The following is a 17770-nucleotide window of genomic DNA, read 5'->3' as shown; positions in this document are numbered from 1 at the left end:
TTAACTGTATTTCATAGGCTTTTCGGCTGGGCTGATTGCCGCGAAGCCCGGCATCGGGTATCCCCAAAGGCCGGATAATTTTTTGTGCATCCAGTCCCGCTTTCCATTGCCCTTTTATGCTTCAAACACAGTCATCAATCTCCTTTACCAGACACCTTTGTCTAATACAAACCTTGATTTATTTATCAAACTGATTAAAATAGCAGCACTGTTGTCATTTAAGTTGTAGGTATGGGCAAAAAATCATCCAGACGTTCTCGTGCGCAAAAAATTACCGTTCCCCGTGCAGCCGCTTCATCAAGTACTGTATCGCAGCAAAAAGCAGCACCCGAGCTGGAATTAAGCCTATCGATCATTAGATTATCGTTTCCAAGGCCAAATGGGTCCTTAATGCCTAAAGGTGCGCGTTTTTTTGACAAGGCTACCACAAAAAAACTGAAACAGTTGATAGCCTTAACACATGACGCTCCCATGCTGCACGGTGCAACAGACGCGCACAGACTGGAATGCATGCTGGTTCGCTGGTACATTTTAGATGCATTTATGCTCAATGATTTTCTGCGTTGCTCAGAGCATTTCGCGGCCGGCCATAACATGCAGAAATATTATATGGAAATGGACAAGGATGCCGAGGCAGTTAAAGCGTTTTTGACAGACTTTATCATAAAGCCAGAGGCATTCTCGCCAGATTTTCGCGCGCTCGTGCAGCCTGTCATAGTGAATTTTGCGCAAACCTACATGCGCGCACCGGTATTTCTAAGTCAACAACTCGCAAATGACGTCAGCAGGTACCCGGAGCGGGCGGAAATTTTGTGGCAACAGTGTCTGCAGGGGCTGTTGGAGTCTCAGTCACGCTGTTTTCATATTCGACAGCTAGTTCGGGAAATGTCAAGCAGATCTGTAAAAGATAGTCCGAACTTCATCATAAGCATCATGCAATATAATCAGACATTGCACAACACGGGCATTATTATTGATAAAATTATCAATATTTTACTGGCGAGAGCGAGGCTTCCACGCTTTAACGAGGGTTTGTTGTCTTTAGTTGATACCCTGACGCTCCCGACTGAGTCAGAAACAAAAGACTGGCTGCTGACCAATACGGGATTTCTGAAGCTGATGGTGGCGGTTCGCAACTACCCGGAAATGTTTGACGATAAACAGCGGTACCAGCGCGTCTATGAATGGGTATCGCATCCGGACAACATCGCCATGGTGCCAGTAAAGCTCGAGCACATGGCCAACACCATGCTGGAAGGAGCGACAGATAAGTACAGAAGGCCCGATGATTGCTATACCTATGATTTGGTTGAGCACAGCAGTATGTATGACATCCTGCTGGACTATAACAAGGTCCTGCGGTTCTTTTACAAAATGTTTGCTGGAAGCACAAATGAGGTGCATAAGCGTTTAATTAACCAGCTGACCATCGGCGCCTGGCAGTACCACGTGGCGTGTATGGGGCTGGTCGAAACGCAGGATAACGCAAAGATTGACCATCGAAATTTTAAGTGGTTTCAACTTCAACTCAAGGAATACTATCAGAGCTTTAGTGATATCTCAGGGGCACTTGCGGTCATTTTTGCTGAAATCAGCCAGGGCATAAAGCCCATTGGTCTCGCGGAATCAACCATCAATATATACCGTCAAAATTTTAGCGCATACATCACTATTGCCATGAAAGTCTGCTACAGGCGCCTGCTGCATCAATTAGTGCAGCCGGCTCAGGTCGATACAGATGGGGCACTAAAGACCCTGCAGACCTTTCTGAACATTGTGCATGCACTCTCGCAAACAAGCGGCAGGACCAGTCTATCGGTTGATGAACGATTAGACTTTACAACAGCGGAAAAAATCAATCGCTACCTTGGGGCTATCAGTGAGCTGCTTTCAGAGCCAGAAACGCCAGCCGCCCTCCACCTCGTTCGGGCATTGAGTGCCATGGAAGAAAAGTTGATTGCCGCTTTGGCAGAACCTCATAAGGTGCATGACGACACCCTGCCTGAAGAAGGCACGAATCTTGAGGATATTTGGAACTTTAGGTGCAGACTTAACAAACAATTTTTGGCAGGAAAAACACTTACTGACACAGCGAGCATGCTCCTTAAGTGTATCCCTAAGCTTCCAGAATACGTTTCGGGTGGGCGAGTATACCGCATTCAGGTTATTGAAATTTTACAAAAGCTGCTGTTGGAGTGTATTGAACGGATTAATATCTGTAACATCTCAGAACTCTTAATGGGAGAACCGCTCAGCATACTCGTTGGGCACCTGAAAAGAGCGTCAAATAGCGAGTGTCAGAGTGTACAGGAAGAGTTTCAGCCAAAGGTAAGAAAGTTTGAACAGTGGTTGAAAAAGAGCATGAGTATTAATGCGCGACAGTCTGATAAGTCGCTTGATGCGTTTGACGCAGATTTGGGAAGTGCGCTCTTTCATATCACGCTACGGGTGGAAATCAAAGACAAGTGGCAATCGTTTGACGTGATGGCGCTTGGTCAGTTGCTGCTGAAGCTTGTGAACAATCCAAAAGCCGAGTGGCTCAGAGAAAAAGCGTTTTGCCAGTATGCGCGCATGTTGGCGGCGCAGGTTTCCAATGAGCCACATGGATGGGTAAAGGCGGCTCTCGGACAGCTTAACAGTGTTCTCTTAGTGACTCCTGAACATATGGAGTATATGAAGCGCGATGAGTTTTTCAGTCAAAAACCGCTTATCTTTGTACAGTTGGCCCTGAGAGAATCACTGCTCTGGCACGATGAAGGGGAAATAGCCCGTGCAAATGCTTCCATTCAAACTGCCGAGGCACGCCTTAACGAAATCGCGGCTTTTATCAAACCGGAAGAACTGTCCATGGTTCAAGGATTGTTTGGCACATGCACGAATATTATTAACGCGGTCAATACCTATCCGCAACTGCTCGCCTTCATGGAAAATCCTTGTCCACCTGAGGTGCGCGGTTCATACGACCCGCCAGGTAGCAGTGAAGCCGAGGATAAAACACTTCTTGAACGTTTCAAAAACGCGTGGCTCGCACTTTCTGCCAATGCCGGCATATTGAACACACGCGATGAGGCTAAAGCGCTCTTCAACGCGTGGATGGAAGAATTTAAAGGGACTAAATCAACGGTGACCTTAACGCTTCTTAGCAAGCGATGGACCACGCATTACCAGCGATTCTGTGAAAGCCTGAAGAAAACGCAAACGCCAGTAGTCAAAAAGATCTCGCTGCCGAAGGCAACTTCTGAGATATCCAAGCCCAAAGAGGCGGCAGTTGAAAAACCGATGTCGATGGAAGAGCGATTGAGGCTTAAAGCCATCGAAAAGTTTAACCAAAAAACCCTGGCAAGGATGCAGTCACCTAATAAAACAGTGAAGGTAAAAAAGAGCTACAAATCCGGTGTCAGGAAAAAAGTGGAAAGCACACCTGTTGTTTTCGAGGAATCCTCATGCCCGGCATCGAGTAGTGAGCAACTATCAGCCGAAAAGGCAGTTGAGCTGTCGTTGCCCAAGGCGTATCGCAATCCGCCGCTCGCGCAGCAAACGCTTGAGATAATTGAAAAAGCGGGATACAAAGCCTTTGTTACAGGTGGCTATGTGCGTGACGCACTGCAGGGCCTCACCCTGCTTGATGCCGATATTCTGACTGATTGCCCGCCTGAGGTCTTAAGAACGCTGTTTCCTCGCCTTTTGGAAAACTCCACTTACCCCGGCGTTTTTTGCCGTAGAAAGGATGGTGATAACGGGTGTGACCTCCATTTGATGTCTGAATTACCTGAAAATTTTGGAGGTTTTAAAAACAGCTACATCTTAATTGGAAGCAATGATCCTAATAAGCTGTATTATGTAGATCCATCCGGGGAACATAGTGAAGTAAGAATTGATGATTTCTATCTGTTAAAACATGAAATAAACAGTCTCCGAGAGCGCAATGAGGATAAATTACGTCTCAGTGCTGCGCAAATTACCAGCGTCATAACATCAAATGGAGGTCACACCCACGATAACGACCTTGTTGTGGATATAACTTCTCGTTGCGGGGAAACGCTGCAGGAATTAACGGCAGGCCTTGATTTCACGGTTAACACGTTTCTTGTGAACGCTCATAATGAGTTCCTGGTGCCAGTTCCTGCGAGTATTACAGATTTTAAAAATAAGGTCTTACGAACACTTATTCCTCCTGAGGAAAGCTTTGGCATTGATGCTTCGCGGATTTTTCGCCTCATACGTCTGACAAACCAGCTCGGCTGGAAATTTGACGCAGAGACTGAACAGGCTGCCCGAAATGCAGGTCATCTGCTGAGCCGCATCGAGTTTTTTGCGTTCTTGAAAAATTTTTGCAAGTGCTTTCTTAATAACCGTGACATCGCCTCTAAAAACCTCAAAGATTTCCTGCGCCTCGAGCTTTTGCAGAAACTTTTTGACCCCAACCCCTTGAATCAGCCGCTTGATAAGTCGCGTAAAGCATTCATTGAGTCAACATTCTGGCAGATTCTTGATGGTCCAGAGGAAGACCGCCACGTTAATCTGCTGGCGCTGTTTTCACTGGCGATGATGCGGTCTGTGACAGAAATTAAAGACATTATGGCGCAATGGATAGAGCGAACGGTGTCGGAGGGGCATAAGTATAAGGTCGGGCGCATCGCAAAACTCCTGCCGGAGCGTATCGTGCATTATCACAGCATGTTATACCCGCAAAAGAAATTCTCAATGAATCCGATGGCACTCGATTTTGAGCCACGCACACGGGAGACGCATTTGCCGAGGGTGCAACTTTCCAGTGAAGACTGGCCTCAGCTGTCAGCGACGCGCAGCGGTTTTTTTTCACATACGGCTGCCAGTTCTTCGTCTTCATGGCCAGCACGCGCGTCATCTTCCAGTCAACAGGCGTCTTTCATGCCATAAGACGAAAAAAAGCTTGCGCATAACAGAGGTGCCTGGTATACTTGCCCTCAGTTGATGCGGGGTGGAGCAGCCTGGTAGCTCGTCGGGCTCATAACCCGAAGGTCGTAGGTTCAAATCCTGCCCCCGCTACCAACCATCAAAAAACCCCATTTATGGGGTTTTTTATTATGGGTTATCCGCTAACCGGGTACAGCACAATCAATCAGGGCCGTCATGATACAAGACAAGGTGGAACAGCTGATTTCTCCTGCCATCGCAGATATGGGTTACGAACTCTGGGGATGCGAATACCTGTCTCAGGGCAGGCATTCCCTCCTGCGTATTTACATTGACAGAGAAGGCGGCATCACCATTGACGACTGTGAGCGCGTGAGCAGGCAGGTCGGGGCGTTGCTGGATGTGGAAGACCCGATTACCGGGGAGTATACACTTGAAGTTTCATCCCCCGGCATCCCAAGACCATTGCTGAACTGGAAGCACTTTTCCCGCTATATCGGGCAGGAAGCGCAGCTGAAACTGCATAAACCCTGGTGTGGAAAGCGTAATATTACCGGCATCATCCGCTCTGCCGACCCTGACGCCGTGCTGTTGTCCGTAGATGACACCGAGCAGGCGTTTCCTGTTTCAACCATAGTTAAGGCGTATTTGACTGTCTTGCGAGGTGCAGAATGAGCAAAGAATTATTGTTGGTTGCTGAAGCGTTATCGAACGAAAAAGGCGTGTCCAGAGAAGTCGTTATTCAAGCCATACAGGCGGCACTGGAGTCAGCGACCCGTAAACTCTCAGGCCAGGAAATCGGCGTGCGTGTCCGGCTCGATCCTCGCAGCGGCGAGTATGAAACCTTCCGTTACTGGGATGTGGTTGAAGATGATGCCATTGAAACACCCGACAGCCAGATGGGCCTGACACAGGCACGCGAGCGACAGTCAGATATTGAACCTGGCCAGCGCATCGAAGAGGCCATGCCGTCAGTGGAGTTTGGTCGAATTGCCGCGCAGACTGCACGTCAGGTCATCTTGCAGAAAGTGCGGGAAGCCGAGCGCCAGCTGGTTGTTGATCAGTTCAAAAACAAACTGGGGCAACTCGTTTATGGTACGGTCAAGAAGGTGACCCGGGACAATATTATCGTTGACCTTGGCGGCAAGGCAGAAGCCTTTTTACCGCGCAGTGAGATGCTGCCTCATGACATGTTCCGCACGAACGACAGAGTGCGCGCTTATCTTTATGAAATTTCACCTCAGGCACGTGGCCCGCAGCTTTTTATCAGCCGCGTTCGCAATGAAATGCTCATTGAACTGTTCCGCATTGAAGTGCCCGAGATTGGCGAGGGCGTTATTGAAGTGCGTGCAGCAGCCCGAGAGCCCGGCAATCGCGCCAAAATCGCGGTTAAAACCAACGATGGGCGTATTGACCCGATTGGTGCCTGTGTAGGCATGCGGGGTGCACGTGTTCAGGCCGTCTCCGGCGAACTTGGCGGGGAGCGGGTTGATATCGTTTTGTGGGACGACAATCCTGCGCAGTTCGTAATAAACGCCATGGCGCCGGCTGACATCAGCTCCATTGTGGTTGATGAAGACAGCCATACCATGGATTTGGCCGTCAGCAAGGAACAGCTCTCACAGGCCATCGGCCGTAACGGGCAAAACGTACGCCTTGCAAGCCAGCTGACTGGTTGGACCCTGAACGTCATGACAACCGAAGATTTTGCAAACAAGAGTCTCGAAGAGTCGGCGCGCATGGTTAAGCTTTTTACCACTGCACTGGCCATTGATGAAGAACTGGCAACGCTGCTGGTTGAGCATGGCTTCTCTTCACTGGAAGAGCTTGCTTATGTGCCGCGCGAAGAATTGCTCGCCATCAGTGAGTTTGATGAGGAAATCGTAGAAGAGCTGCGCAACCGTGCCAATGATACCCTGCTCGCGCAGGCACTTTCAGGTGGGGCGGACAGCCAGTCACTGGAGAGCATGGAAGGTATCACCCCAGAGCTTTTGACAGTACTTGCAAAGCGTGGTATCCACACCATGGAAGACCTGGCTGAACAATCCGTTGATGAACTTCTTGAAATCGAAGGCATGACGGAAGAAAAGGCCGGAGCGCTCATCATGAAAGCGCGTGAACCCTGGTTTCGTGCTGACTCCTGACAGGATACAACGATTCAGATACGCCCCCTTTAGAAGCCTCGACACGGGCTTTGGGCAGACAGACTAGTGGCAATTGCAGTTGCATTGCCGGGAGAGGATTAGATTATGGCGGATGTGACAGTTAAGCAGTTGGCTCAGGTTGTCGGCATACCGGTCGAGCGTTTGTTAAGTCAGCTGCAGGAAGCCGGGCTGTCGTTTTCGGATGCACAGCAGACGGTCAACGAGGAACAGAAGCGCACGCTCCTGGCCCACCTCAAAAGTGGCAGTGTACGCGAGGCGCATGCCGCGCCTGAACGCATCACACTGCGTCGTCGCAGCCTTTCGCAGGTTACGGTGGGGCACGATGTGCACAGCGGCAAAACCGTTAATATCGAGGTGCGCAAGAAACGCACGTATGTCAAGCGCGCGGTACTTGAAGAAAAAACGCCCGATGTTCTTGAAGAAACGGCACCAGAAGCCGTGGAAGATGCGCAAACAGCACCGATTATTGAGCCTGTTGTGGCTTCCGTCGAAGGCGAGGCCGTGCCAGCTGCTCCCGAAACAGGAGAGCATGTCGTAACAGAGCCGATCATTGAGGCCGCAGTAGAAGAACCCATTGTACTGGAGCCTGTTGTCGTGGCTCCACCGCCGGTCCCCGCAAAGCCTGCAGCCGAAAAATCCGACTCAGACAACTTTCGCAAAGCCAAGAAGAAAGGGCGGCATGAGGCACCTTCCCGCCAGGAAGATGAGCGCGATCTTGTTAATCGTGGCAAGCGTCACAAAGGTAAAAAACGCCGAGGTAACGAAAAATCCGATCGCTACCGTGAGGCAGAAGAGGCCCTTACACATGGTTTTGCCATGCCGCAGGCGCCAATGATCCGCGAAATTCTTCTTCCAGAAACCATTACCGTGGCGGAGCTTGCCAAGCGCATGTCAGTCAAGGCGGCTGAGGTCATCAAGACGCTGATGGGTCTTGGTGCGATGGCGAGCATCAATCAGGTTATCGATCAGGATACTGCGGCCATTGTAGTCGAAGAAATGGGGCATAAGGCGAATCTCCTGAAGGACGATGCCATTGAGCACACGCTGGGAGAAGTCATTTCCAAGGGCAGCACGCTCGAGACGCGCGCTCCTGTTGTAACCATCATGGGCCACGTTGACCACGGTAAGACCTCGCTGCTTGACTATATCCGCCGAACCCGCGTGGCAATCGGCGAAGCCGGTGGTATTACGCAGCACATTGGTGCGTACCACGTGAATACACCGCGCGGTGATATCACCTTCCTTGACACCCCGGGTCACGCCGCATTTACCGCAATGCGTGCCCGTGGTGCGCAGGCCACTGATATCGTTGTATTGATTGTAGCTGCTGATGATGGCGTTAAGCCGCAAACCATAGAAGCGGTGCAGCATGCGAAGGCCGCTAAAGTACCCATGATTGTTGCGGTCAATAAAATGGACAAGCCAGGCGCTGATCCTGAGCGCGTCATGAATGAGCTTTCCGCCTATGATGTCATCCCCGAAGCCTGGGGCGGTGATACCATGTTTGTGAATATTTCGGCGAAGACGGGCCTTGGTATCGACAGTCTCCTCGAATCGATTCTTCTGCAGTCTGAAGTTCTTGAGTTGAAGGCACACACCGATGGCGCGGCCAAGGGTGTGGTGATTGAATCCCGCCTTGATAAGGGACGTGGTCCTGTCGCTACCATTCTTGTTCAAAGCGGAACCCTGCACAAAGGCGATATTCTTCTTGCCGGATTCCAGTTTGGACGTGTGCGTGCGCTTGTGGGGGATAACGGCGACCTCGTTGAGAGTGCAGGTCCTTCCATTCCGGTAGAAGTGCTCGGTCTTTCTGCCATACCGCACGCCGGTGATGAGGCGGTGGTTGTGCCTGATGAGAAAAAGGCACGTGAGGTGGCACTTTTCCGTCAGGGTAAATTCCGCGATGTGAAGCTTGCCCGTAAACAAAAAACCTCACTTGAAGGCATTTTTGACTCGATGGCCACAACGGGCGCCAAGGTGCTGAACGTGGTCTTAAAAGCCGATGTACAGGGATCTGTTGAAGCCATTGCCGATGCGCTTGTTAAGATGTCGAACGATGAAGTGAAAGTGGAAGTAATTGCCAGTGGCGTAGGCGGTATTACCGAGTCTGATGTACACCTCGCGATTGCGTCCAGTGCGTTGATGATAGGTTTTAACGTGCGGGCGGATGCCGGTGCACGGCGCCTCGCTGAGTCTGAGTCTGTGGCGCTGCACTACTTCAGCGTAATTTATGACATTGTCGACCAGGTACGCAGTGCGCTCTCAGGGATGCTGGCACCACAATTTAAAGAATCCATCGTTGGTATAGCCGAAGTACGTGATGTATTCCGCTCGCCGAAGCTTGGTGCGATTGCCGGATGTATGGTAACCGAGGGTACCTTGAAACGTAATAACCCGATTCGTGTCTTAAGGGATAACGTCGTGATTTACGAAGGTACGCTTGAGTCATTGCGCCGTTTCAAGGACGATGTGCTTGAAGTGCGTCAGGGTTTCGAGTGTGGCATCGGAGTAAAAAATTACAACGATGTCAAGCCGGGCGACCTGATAGAAGTCTTTGAAACCATTGAAATCAAGCGGGATTTATGAGTAATGCTGCAAAACGTATCGGGCGGGTTGAAGAGCTAATCCAGCGTAAGCTGGCAAGCCTCGTTCCTCAGGAAATTCGCGACCCGCGCATGCCACACTTCGTGACCTTTTCAGCGGTAAAAGTATCCGGTGACTTGAGTCATGCCAAGGTGTATTTCACCGTACTGCAGGGAGAACCAGCTGAAGTTGCCGGTATATTGAATGCGGCTTCAGGCTATCTGCGCGCAGCACTTGCGCGCACACTCACCCTGCGAATTGTCCCTCAACTGCACTTTGTTTATGACGAGTCAGTAGAGTATGGCAAGCGCCTTGGTGATTTAATCAATTCGGTGAATCCGCCGGAGGATGCAGTTGACGATGAAGCACCCGCGTCGGATTCGTGAAGCCATTGACGGTATTCTGCTCCTTGATAAGCCTTGCGGAATCACTTCCAATCATGCGCTTCAGCGTGCAAGAAACCTTTTAAATGCCCAGAAAGCCGGGCACACCGGCAGCCTTGACCCACTCGCAACCGGCATGCTGCCGCTTTGTTTTGGTTCGGCTACCCGCTTTGGGCATTATCTGCTGGAAGCGGATAAACAGTATGTGGTAGATGGCCTTCTGGGGATTAAAACCAGTACGGCGGATGCTCTTGGTGAAGTCATTGAACGGGCAGCATCCGTTGACGTAAAGCTTGAAGCGCTTCAGGCGGTTTTAGAGCAGTTTCGCGGCGATATTCTTCAAATACCTTCCATGTTTTCGGCCCTTAAACATGAAGGGCAGCCGCTCTACAAACTGGCACGCGCCGGTAAAACCGTTGAGCGTGCTGCACGCCCCATTACCATTCATGCGCTGCGTCTGGACCGTTTTGAGGGGCACACATTTACACTGACCGTGACCTGCAGCAAGGGCACCTATATTCGTAACCTGGTTGAAGACATTGGCGATGCGCTGGGCGTCGGTGCCCATGTTACTGCTTTACGCCGTATCTGGACGGGGGGATTTGCAGACAGTCCCATGCTGACTCTCGAAGCATTTGAAGCCATGACGCCTGAGGCGCGACGCGAGGCTCTGCTCCCTGCAGAAGCCGCTGTTGGCGCTTTTCCAGCGATAGAGCTTGATACAGAATCGCTAAAGCGCCTGCAGCAGGGGCAGTCACTGTCGCCTGAGCATGTCCTTGCGGTGAATACCCTTGTGCGTCTTAAAGACACAGAAGGAAACTTTAACGGACTTGGCGTTATTCTTGAGGATAATCGTCTGCACGCAAGGCGCCTGTTGCCGACAGAGAACACGTAATGCAAATGGAATGCTGGCAGGTTGCCAAAATGTAGTCGCATGGTTGTATCCAGGAAGGTCATCTGATATCATGCGTCGTTTAAAATGTTTATGATTTATCCGGGAGTGAACAATGTCGCTAGACAGCGCACAGAAAGCAGAAATCGTCAGCCAATACCGTCGTTCTGAGCCGGATACCGGTTCACCTGAGGTACAGGTTTCCATTATGACAGGTCGTATCAAATACCTGACTGATCATTTCAAAGTCAACAAAAAAGATTTTCATTCACGCCGAGGTCTTCAGGCGCTGGTGAACAAACGCCGCAAGCTGCTCAAGTACCTTAAGCGCAAGGATCAAAGCCGTTACCAGACGCTGATTCAAAGCCTTGGTCTTCGAGATTCCTATTAGGAAAGAGCGTTGCGCGTTGATGGGTCACCCAACAAAACGTGCGTTCGCACACAAATCACCTTTATGTAAAGGCGCAGTCTTCTGCGCCTTTTTTATTTCCACACCGATAAAAGAAACGAGGTATCACACGTGACGAAAATTACTCGCGAAATCCCATTTGGAGAGCACACACTGGTTCTTGAGACCGGTGAAATTGCGCGTCAGGCGGATGGTGCAGTGTTTGCCACCATGAGCGGCACTCAGGTGCTGGTTACAGTGGTGGGTCGTAAAGAGGCTTCACCGACAGCCGATTTCTTTCCACTCACGGTTCATTACCAGGAAAAAACCTACGCTGCAGGAAAAATCCCAGGTGGATTTAACAAGCGCGAAGGTCGCCCAAGCGAAGTTGAAACACTGACTTCACGCCTGATGGACCGCCCGCTGCGCCCGCTGTTTCCTAAGGGCTTTCGCAATGAAATTCAGGTATTGGCGACTGTTATGTCCCTGAACCCGGATGTTCCGGCAGACATCGTTGCCATGATTGGAGCGTCTGCCGCGCTCGCCATTTCCGGCATTCCCTTTGCCGGACCCATTGGTGCTGCGCGCGTGGGTTATCAGGACGGTGTGTACCTGCTTAACCCAGGCGGTGAAGCACTTAAAAATTCTGCGCTCGATCTCGTGGTTGCTGGAACGAATGACGCTATTCTGATGGTAGAATCTGAGGCGCGCGAGCTCAGCGAAGAGGTTATGCTGGGCGCGGTCGAGTTTGGCCATGAAATGATGAAAGGCGTTATCCGTGCGATTAACGACCTCGCACGCGAAGCCGGCAAGCCGCGCTGGAACTGGCAGGCGCCAGAGCTTGATGAAGAGCTTGAGGCCGTTATTACCGCACACGCATCTGATTCAGTAAATGCCGCCTACCAGATTCGTGACAAGCAGCAGCGTTACCAGCGTCTTGCCGAGCTGCGTGAAGAAATGGTTGCCACCCTTTCAGAGAAACACGAAGGTCTGGATGCCGGACGTGCTCTTGACGCCTTTGGACGTCTGGAGAAGCGCATTGTTCGCGAGCGTGTGCTTTGTGGTGAGCCGCGCATTGACGGGCGCGATCTGCGTACGGTACGCCCCATCACAATCCGAACCGGTCTGCTTGAGCGTGCGCACGGCTCTGTACTTTTTACCCGCGGTGAAACACAGGCTATTGTTGCCACTACGCTCGGAAACGACAGAGACGCACAGATTCTTGACGGCCTGACCGGCGAAACCCGTGACCGTTTCATGCTGCACTACAACTTCCCTCCGTACTCTGTCGGTGAAACCGGCATGGTCGGCAGTCCGAAGCGCCGTGAAATTGGCCATGGCCGTCTTGCCAAGCGCAGCCTCATTGCCGTACTGCCGGACACGGCCACATTCCCCTATGTGCTCCGTACCGTATCTGAAATTACAGAATCTAACGGTTCAAGCTCAATGGCAACGGTCTGCGGTACCAGCCTTGCGCTGATGGATGCTGGCGTACCGATTAAAGCACCGGTTGCCGGTGTGGCGATGGGACTTATTCTTGAAGGCAGCCGCTTTGCCGTGTTGACAGATATTCTTGGTGATGAAGATCACCTTGGCGATATGGATTTCAAGGTGGCCGGAACGTCCGAAGGTATCACCGCATTGCAGATGGATATCAAAGTTACCGGTATTAACCACGAAATCATGTCAGATGCACTTGAGCAGGCCAAGGCTGGTCGTCTGCACATCCTTGATGTGATGAACAATGCCCTGTCCTCGCCACGCACAGAACTGTCTCTGCACGCACCCCGCATCGTAACGATGAAAGTGCCTGAAGATAAAATCCGTACGATTATCGGTAAGGGTGGCGCCACCATTAAGGGGCTTATTGACGCCACTGGCGTGTCCATCGATATTGATGATACCGGACTGGTACAGCTGTTCTCACCCGATGGCATGGCGCTTGAAGAAGCACAACGCCAGATTCGTGCGCTCATTGCTGAAGTTGAACCCGGACAGACCTATCGCGGCAAAATCAGCAAAATCGTTGATTTTGGTGCATTTGTAAATCTGCTGCCAGGTAAAGACGGTCTGCTGCACATTTCTCAAATCTGCTCTGACCGCAATCAGAAGGTTGAAAGCGTTCTGAAAGAAGGTGAGGAGATTGAGGTGTTTGTGGCGGGTGTTGATAAGCAGGGCCGCGTCAAGCTTGAGTGGAAAGACAAGCCTGCTGCTGCTCCAGTTGCAACTCCGGCAGAACAGGAAGCGGCTCCGCTGGAAAAGCCAGTTGATTTGTTGCTGTCTTCTGAAGAAGAAGAATAAGTCCGGCTGAGAGGTTGAGTTATCAGCCCGCGAGAACCTGATTAGGAGGTTCTCGTGGGCTTTTTTTAATGTTTTTCACAAGGAGTATGAAAATGCCACCTAATTCAGATTTTTTTGATAAGTGCATGCGAACCCGGAATGCTACACCGCCTACCAATTCGATAATATGCAGTGTGATGGATGGTTTGAGGATGGAAAATTTGAAGGAGCTTGCTCCGCCTGTGGCAGGGGGGACTTTACTGATACTGTTTTTATATCTGCTGCTGCAGCGGTTTGCCCTTATGGCGGCACCTGCGGCCGAAAGGCCTGTCACACCAAATATTTAGCCAACAGCCTTCAGCACGTCGCAGGCCATGCTCGGCGTGCCGAAGTCACTCAATCAGCGAATCAGTCGTAAAAATTCCGCTCGTGTTTCGGGAGAGTCCCGCATGGCGCCCAGCATGACGGAAGTTGTCATGACGGAATTTTGTTTTTCAACGCCGCGCATCATCATGCACAGGTGCTTCGCTTCAACCACAACCGCCACGCCGCGCGCGCCGGTAATACGCACAAGCGTCTGGGCAATTTCACTGGTAAGGCGTTCCTGAATCTGCAGGCGCCGCGCGTAAAAGTCGACAAGACGGGCAATTTTAGACAGACCAATGACCTTACCGCCCGGAAGATAACCAACGTGACACTTGCCAATGAAGGGCAACAGATGGTGCTCGCACATCGAATAGAGCTCGATATCACGCACAACCACCATTTCGTTCATGTCTGACTCGAACAGGGCGTTGTTAATGATATCATCGAGGTTTTCACGATAGCCTTTAGTCAGAAACTGCCATGCAGCCTCAGCCCGTGCCGGTGTGTCTCGAAGCCCCTCACGCTCTGGGTCTTCGCCGATACTGGTCAATAACTTTTTGAATAATTCCTGCATATTGCGGTGGTTCCTCAACCCGGTGGCCATGTCATCTGTCGTCCTCCAAGGACATGCAGATGGATATGCCAGACTTCCTGACCGCCGGCTTTGTTGATGTTCATCACAAGGCGATACCCGTTGTCTGCCATGCCTTCCTTCCCGGCAAGCTCCTTTGCGACAAGCATCATGCGACCCAGCAGCGCTTCATCTTCGCTGCCAGCGTCGTTAAGGGTTTCGATGTGTTTTTTGGGGATAACCAGTAAATGAACAGGCGCCTGTGGCCGAATGTCGCGAAACGCAAGAATCTCTCCGTCTTCAAACACCACGGTTGCGGGAATTTCTTTGCGTGCAATTCGGCAGAACAGACAGTCCATCACGGTTTTCCAGTAGTTTCAGTCATGCTGAAAAAAGACAGGCAAACATTATATGACATTTTTGCCTTTTCTTTCCAGATTACGCATAATATCGCGTCTTTTATAACCGTCTGGAGTCAACATGGGTTTGCTGGAAATCAACAGTGGCCGGGATGTACCGAACGAAATCAACGTCATCATCGAAATTCCCATGCGCGCAGAACCGGTCAAGTATGAAGTTGACAAAGATTCTGGTGCGCTTTTCGTAGACCGCTTCATGTCAACAGCCATGTTCTATCCTGCTAACTATGGCTACATACCCTCAACCCTCTCGGAAGACGGTGACCCCTGCGATGTACTGGTCGTGACGCCTTTTCCACTTATCAGCGGTTCAGTCATTCGCGCCCGTCCAGTGGGCATGCTGCGCATGACGGATGAAGCAGGTCCTGACGCTAAACTCCTTGCGGTTCCGGTCAATAAACTTTGTACCAATTACCGTACGGTTGAAACCTTTGCTGATTTACCTGAAGGGCTTGTGCATTCCCTTGAGCATTTCTTCGAGCATTATAAAGATTTGGAAGAGGGCAAATGGGTCAAGGTCGATGGCTGGGAAGGGCCTGAGTCAGCACGTCGCGAAATTCTTGAAAGCATTGCACGCTTCCAGAAAAAACAGAGCTAAAGAGGAGCGAGTTACCGTGTTGAATGTCTATAGAACTGAATCACGCGCCCCATCAGACACCTGCATTATCTGGATGCACGGTCTGGGTGCTGATGCCAGCGACATGCAGGGACTGGCGGCGGCCCTGCCGCAGGGCCTTACCGTTAATCATGTTTTCCTTGACGCTCCAGTTCGTCCAGTAACGCTTAATAACGGTCAGTCCATGCGTGCCTGGTTTGACATTATGGATGTAGGCCCTGGCAGCCGTGAAGATACGCAGGGCCTGACGCAGTCTGAGTCGATGATACGAGAGGTGATGCAGGAAGAAATCAATCGCGGCATTGCCCCGCAAAACCTTTTTCTTGCAGGATTTTCTCAGGGGGGTGCCATGGCGCTCTTTACAGGCCTTCGTACCGAAGGGCGACTTGGCGGAGTTATTGCGCTGTCTTCATGGCTGCCAGAGACAACGCCCCAATCCAGCGTACTCTCGACAGAAACGCCCATTTTTCTGGGGCTTGGCCGCTATGACCCGCTGGTGTTACCGGCATGGACGCGCCTGTCAGCCGACATGTTGAAAGCGCGTGGGTATGACCGTTTGTGTCTGCGGGAGTATGCGGTAGAGCATGGTGTCTGTCCGGAAGAAGTGACAGATATCGCGCACTGGCTTAGGGCAACGATTGAGGAAACAGCATGACAGTCGTCAGTAAATCACGAGTAGTGCCTTATACCTGCCAGCAGATGTATGACCTGGTCAACGCCATAGAATCATACCCCGACTTTCTTCCTTACTGCTCTGGAAGCAAAGTGCACCATCGGGATGCAGACGAAGTGCAGGCAACGCTTGAAATCAGCGCAGCAGGTTTTGGCAAGTCCTTTACTACCCGCAACCTGCTCCAGCCCAATAAAATGATAGAAATACGCCTCGTAGACGGGCCATTCAGTCACCTTGAGGGATTCTGGCGGTTTGATGCGGAGAATGAGGGCTGTCGGGTATCGTTTGATCTGGAGTTTGAATTTGCAGGTGGATTTCTCTCCCGTCTTTTAGGGCCTGTTTTTGAGCAGGTAACGGATAAGATGGTGGATGCGTTTTGCGACAGGGCGGCAGCGATACATGTTGCAGGTTGAGGTGGTGTTTGTAGACGCAGAGGGCATTGCGTACCACGAGGCATTTTCGGTTGAAGCCGGCACTACAGTGGGGGCGGTGATTCAATGTTCATCGTTCTCAGCGCGTTTTCCAGAGATAAAGGACATGGCGCTCGGCACGTTTGGCCGTGCGATTGCGCCTGAGACGCTGGTGGAAGATGGCATGCGCGTGGAAATCTGCCGCGCACTTTGCCTGGCGCCAATGGAGCGCCGGCGCCTTCGAGCAGTTAAAAAGCGCCGTTCAGGAAAATAATGCCGTATCAGGGACGGTGTTCGATGCGTGCCAGCCTGCCGTTGCTGAAAAAGAGTGTCAGGTGACGCAGCCGCATTGGCCCGCTGCCCTTACGCCAGGTGAAGGCATAATCCCAGCGATCGGTGGCAAAAGTAGGGTCAAGGAGGCTAGTGCCCATGAGAATGGCGGCATCCTCTTTACTCATGCCAACTTTGAGCCGCTCTATCTTCGATGGCGGAATAAGGTTACCCTGTTGAACCACCCGGCGCGCGAAATCGTAGGAGGCACAGCTGGAGAGGGAAAATGTCACAAGAGATGACAGAAGAAGGGAAAGAATACGCATGAATTTTGCCTGTCTTCAAAAAGTTCGCCATAATAACATGCCACTGTCGGGAATAACACTACCCGGGCTTGTGCCCATATGGCAAGCAACCGTTTGATTTTGGAGTATTTGTGGACGAATCGCAGCGATTGAAAACAGCCGGCCTCAAAATCACAGGTCCACGCCTGAAGGTTTTGCGCATTCTCGAAGACTCTGCCGAGCACCATCTGAGTGCCGAGGGGGTCTATAAGGCATTATTGGAAATGGGCGAAGACGTAGGGCTTGCAACCGTTTACCGGGTTCTTACCCAGTTTGAGGAAGCCGGTCTTGTAACGCGTCACTATTTCGAAGGTGGTCACTCAGTTTATGAGCGGCGTCTCGGCCCGCATCATGACCACCTTGTATGCGTGGAGTGTACCCGGGTTGAGGAATTTGTTGATGCAATTATTGAAGAGCGTCAGCAAAAAATTGCAGTGGATGCAGGCTTTCGCATGACGAATCATGCACTCACCATCTATGGGGTATGCCCGACCTGTCAGGTGGGTGGGTAGCG

General features: G+C 51.2%; 16 protein-coding genes and 1 tRNA gene. 14 read left to right on the top strand and 3 right to left on the bottom strand.

Annotated elements, in window-relative coordinates; all coding sequences use genetic code 11:
- The first annotated feature begins 390 nt into the window (after window positions 1–390).
- The 9 genes from E4T54_RS04685 (at window position 391) to pnp (ending at window position 13608) form a co-directional block, all read left to right on the top strand.
- On the top strand, window positions 391–4899 hold the full coding sequence (locus tag E4T54_RS04685; protein WP_028385950.1) for a tRNA nucleotidyltransferase/poly(A) polymerase family protein: 4509 nt from the start codon (window positions 391–393) through the stop codon (window positions 4897–4899).
- A gap of 55 nt (window positions 4900–4954) precedes the next feature.
- Window positions 4955–5031: transfer RNA gene (locus E4T54_RS04680), tRNA-Met, on the top strand.
- Window positions 5032–5112: 81 nt separating this feature from the next.
- On the top strand, window positions 5113–5571 hold the full coding sequence (gene rimP / locus E4T54_RS04675; RefSeq protein WP_028385949.1) for a ribosome maturation factor RimP: 459 nt from the start codon (window positions 5113–5115) through the stop codon (window positions 5569–5571).
- Entirely contained in the window at window positions 5568–7040 is a 1473-nt protein-coding gene (nusA, locus tag E4T54_RS04670; RefSeq protein ID WP_028385948.1) for a transcription termination factor NusA, read from the top strand. Before rimP ends, nusA begins: the two co-directional genes overlap by 4 nt.
- 105 nt (window positions 7041–7145) lie before the next feature.
- Window positions 7146–9647 carry a translation initiation factor IF-2 gene (infB, locus tag E4T54_RS04665; protein ID WP_028385947.1) on the top strand — a complete coding sequence of 834 codons (2502 nt, stop codon included), beginning with the start codon at window positions 7146–7148 and terminating at the stop codon, window positions 9645–9647.
- On the top strand, window positions 9644–10030 hold the full coding sequence (rbfA, locus tag E4T54_RS04660; protein ID WP_028385946.1) for a 30S ribosome-binding factor RbfA: 387 nt from the start codon (window positions 9644–9646) through the stop codon (window positions 10028–10030). Before infB ends, rbfA begins: the two co-directional genes overlap by 4 nt.
- Window positions 10005–10922, top strand: coding sequence for a tRNA pseudouridine(55) synthase TruB (gene truB / locus E4T54_RS04655; RefSeq protein ID WP_028385945.1), 918 nt, complete (start codon window positions 10005–10007; stop codon window positions 10920–10922). The genes rbfA and truB overlap by 26 nt, the downstream gene beginning before the upstream one ends.
- Window positions 10923–11034: 112 nt before the next feature.
- Complete coding sequence (gene rpsO, locus E4T54_RS04650; RefSeq protein WP_028385944.1) at window positions 11035–11310, top strand: 30S ribosomal protein S15; 276 nt, start codon at window positions 11035–11037, stop codon at window positions 11308–11310.
- 129 nt (window positions 11311–11439) lie between these two features.
- A complete protein-coding gene (gene pnp / locus E4T54_RS04645) occupies window positions 11440–13608 on the top strand; it encodes a polyribonucleotide nucleotidyltransferase (RefSeq protein WP_028385943.1) in 2169 nt (722 codons plus the stop codon).
- A 379-nt stretch (window positions 13609–13987) separates the two neighbouring features.
- Here pnp and folE read toward each other — a convergent pair whose 3' ends face one another.
- Window positions 13988–14527 carry a GTP cyclohydrolase I FolE gene (gene folE, locus E4T54_RS04640; protein ID WP_028385941.1) on the bottom strand — a complete coding sequence of 180 codons (540 nt, stop codon included), beginning with the start codon at window positions 14525–14527 and terminating at the stop codon, window positions 13988–13990.
- A gap of 14 nt (window positions 14528–14541) precedes the next feature.
- Window positions 14542–14883, bottom strand: coding sequence for a histidine triad nucleotide-binding protein (locus E4T54_RS04635; protein ID WP_028385940.1), 342 nt, complete (start codon window positions 14881–14883; stop codon window positions 14542–14544).
- Between the two features lie 121 nt (window positions 14884–15004).
- Here E4T54_RS04635 and ppa point away from each other — a divergent pair, with 121 nt between their 5' ends.
- From ppa to E4T54_RS04615, 4 genes are read left to right on the top strand one after another with little or no spacing between them, the layout of a single operon-like run.
- On the top strand, window positions 15005–15541 hold the full coding sequence (gene ppa, locus E4T54_RS04630; RefSeq protein ID WP_028385939.1) for an inorganic diphosphatase: 537 nt from the start codon (window positions 15005–15007) through the stop codon (window positions 15539–15541).
- Window positions 15542–15557: 16 nt separating this feature from the next.
- Window positions 15558–16214, top strand: a complete 657-nt coding sequence (locus E4T54_RS04625) for an alpha/beta hydrolase (protein WP_420795126.1) — start codon at window positions 15558–15560, stop codon at window positions 16212–16214.
- Window positions 16211–16645, top strand: coding sequence for a type II toxin-antitoxin system RatA family toxin (locus E4T54_RS04620; protein WP_028385937.1), 435 nt, complete (start codon window positions 16211–16213; stop codon window positions 16643–16645). The genes E4T54_RS04625 and E4T54_RS04620 overlap by 4 nt, the downstream gene beginning before the upstream one ends.
- Window positions 16632–16916: an RnfH family protein gene (locus E4T54_RS04615; protein ID WP_035901873.1), complete on the top strand. Its 285-nt coding sequence runs from the start codon at window positions 16632–16634 to the stop codon at window positions 16914–16916. The genes E4T54_RS04620 and E4T54_RS04615 overlap by 14 nt, the downstream gene beginning before the upstream one ends.
- Window positions 16917–16923: 7 nt before the next feature.
- Here E4T54_RS04615 and E4T54_RS04610 read toward each other — a convergent pair whose 3' ends face one another.
- On the bottom strand, window positions 16924–17238 hold the full coding sequence (locus tag E4T54_RS04610; protein ID WP_028385936.1) for an outer membrane protein assembly factor BamE: 315 nt from the start codon (window positions 17236–17238) through the stop codon (window positions 16924–16926).
- A 110-nt stretch (window positions 17239–17348) separates the two neighbouring features.
- Here E4T54_RS04610 and fur point away from each other — a divergent pair, with 110 nt between their 5' ends.
- Window positions 17349–17768, top strand: a complete 420-nt coding sequence (fur, locus tag E4T54_RS04605) for a ferric iron uptake transcriptional regulator (protein ID WP_028385935.1) — start codon at window positions 17349–17351, stop codon at window positions 17766–17768.
- The last annotated feature ends 2 nt before the right edge of the window (window positions 17769–17770 follow it).

Origin of the sequence: Legionella geestiana (assembly GCF_004571195.1) — a bacterium.
GTDB lineage: Bacteria > Pseudomonadota > Gammaproteobacteria > Legionellales > Legionellaceae > Legionella_B > Legionella_B geestiana.
This window is presented reverse-complemented; position numbering and strand designations above follow the sequence as displayed.

Bases quoted from the DNA above. Each gene is read 5' to 3' on its own strand.
- rimP (WP_028385949.1), top strand. From the start codon at position 5,113: ATGATACAAGACAAGGTGGAACAGCTGATTTCTCCTGCCATCGCAGAT.
- E4T54_RS04615 (WP_035901873.1), top strand. From the start codon at position 16,632: ATGTTGCAGGTTGAGGTGGTGTTTGTAGACGCAGAGGGCATTGCGTAC.
- E4T54_RS04620 (WP_028385937.1), top strand. From the start codon at position 16,211: ATGACAGTCGTCAGTAAATCACGAGTAGTGCCTTATACCTGCCAGCAG.
- ppa (WP_028385939.1), top strand. From the start codon at position 15,005: ATGGGTTTGCTGGAAATCAACAGTGGCCGGGATGTACCGAACGAAATC.
- nusA (WP_028385948.1), top strand. From the start codon at position 5,568: ATGAGCAAAGAATTATTGTTGGTTGCTGAAGCGTTATCGAACGAAAAA.
- E4T54_RS04685 (WP_028385950.1), top strand. From the start codon at position 391: ATGCCTAAAGGTGCGCGTTTTTTTGACAAGGCTACCACAAAAAAACTG.
- infB (WP_028385947.1), top strand. From the start codon at position 7,146: ATGGCGGATGTGACAGTTAAGCAGTTGGCTCAGGTTGTCGGCATACCG.
- folE (WP_028385941.1), bottom strand. From the start codon at position 14,527: ATGCAGGAATTATTCAAAAAGTTATTGACCAGTATCGGCGAAGACCCA.
- rpsO (WP_028385944.1), top strand. From the start codon at position 11,035: ATGTCGCTAGACAGCGCACAGAAAGCAGAAATCGTCAGCCAATACCGT.
- E4T54_RS04610 (WP_028385936.1), bottom strand. From the start codon at position 17,238: ATGCGTATTCTTTCCCTTCTTCTGTCATCTCTTGTGACATTTTCCCTC.
- E4T54_RS04635 (WP_028385940.1), bottom strand. From the start codon at position 14,883: ATGGACTGTCTGTTCTGCCGAATTGCACGCAAAGAAATTCCCGCAACC.
- truB (WP_028385945.1), top strand. From the start codon at position 10,005: ATGAAGCACCCGCGTCGGATTCGTGAAGCCATTGACGGTATTCTGCTC.
- rbfA (WP_028385946.1), top strand. From the start codon at position 9,644: ATGAGTAATGCTGCAAAACGTATCGGGCGGGTTGAAGAGCTAATCCAG.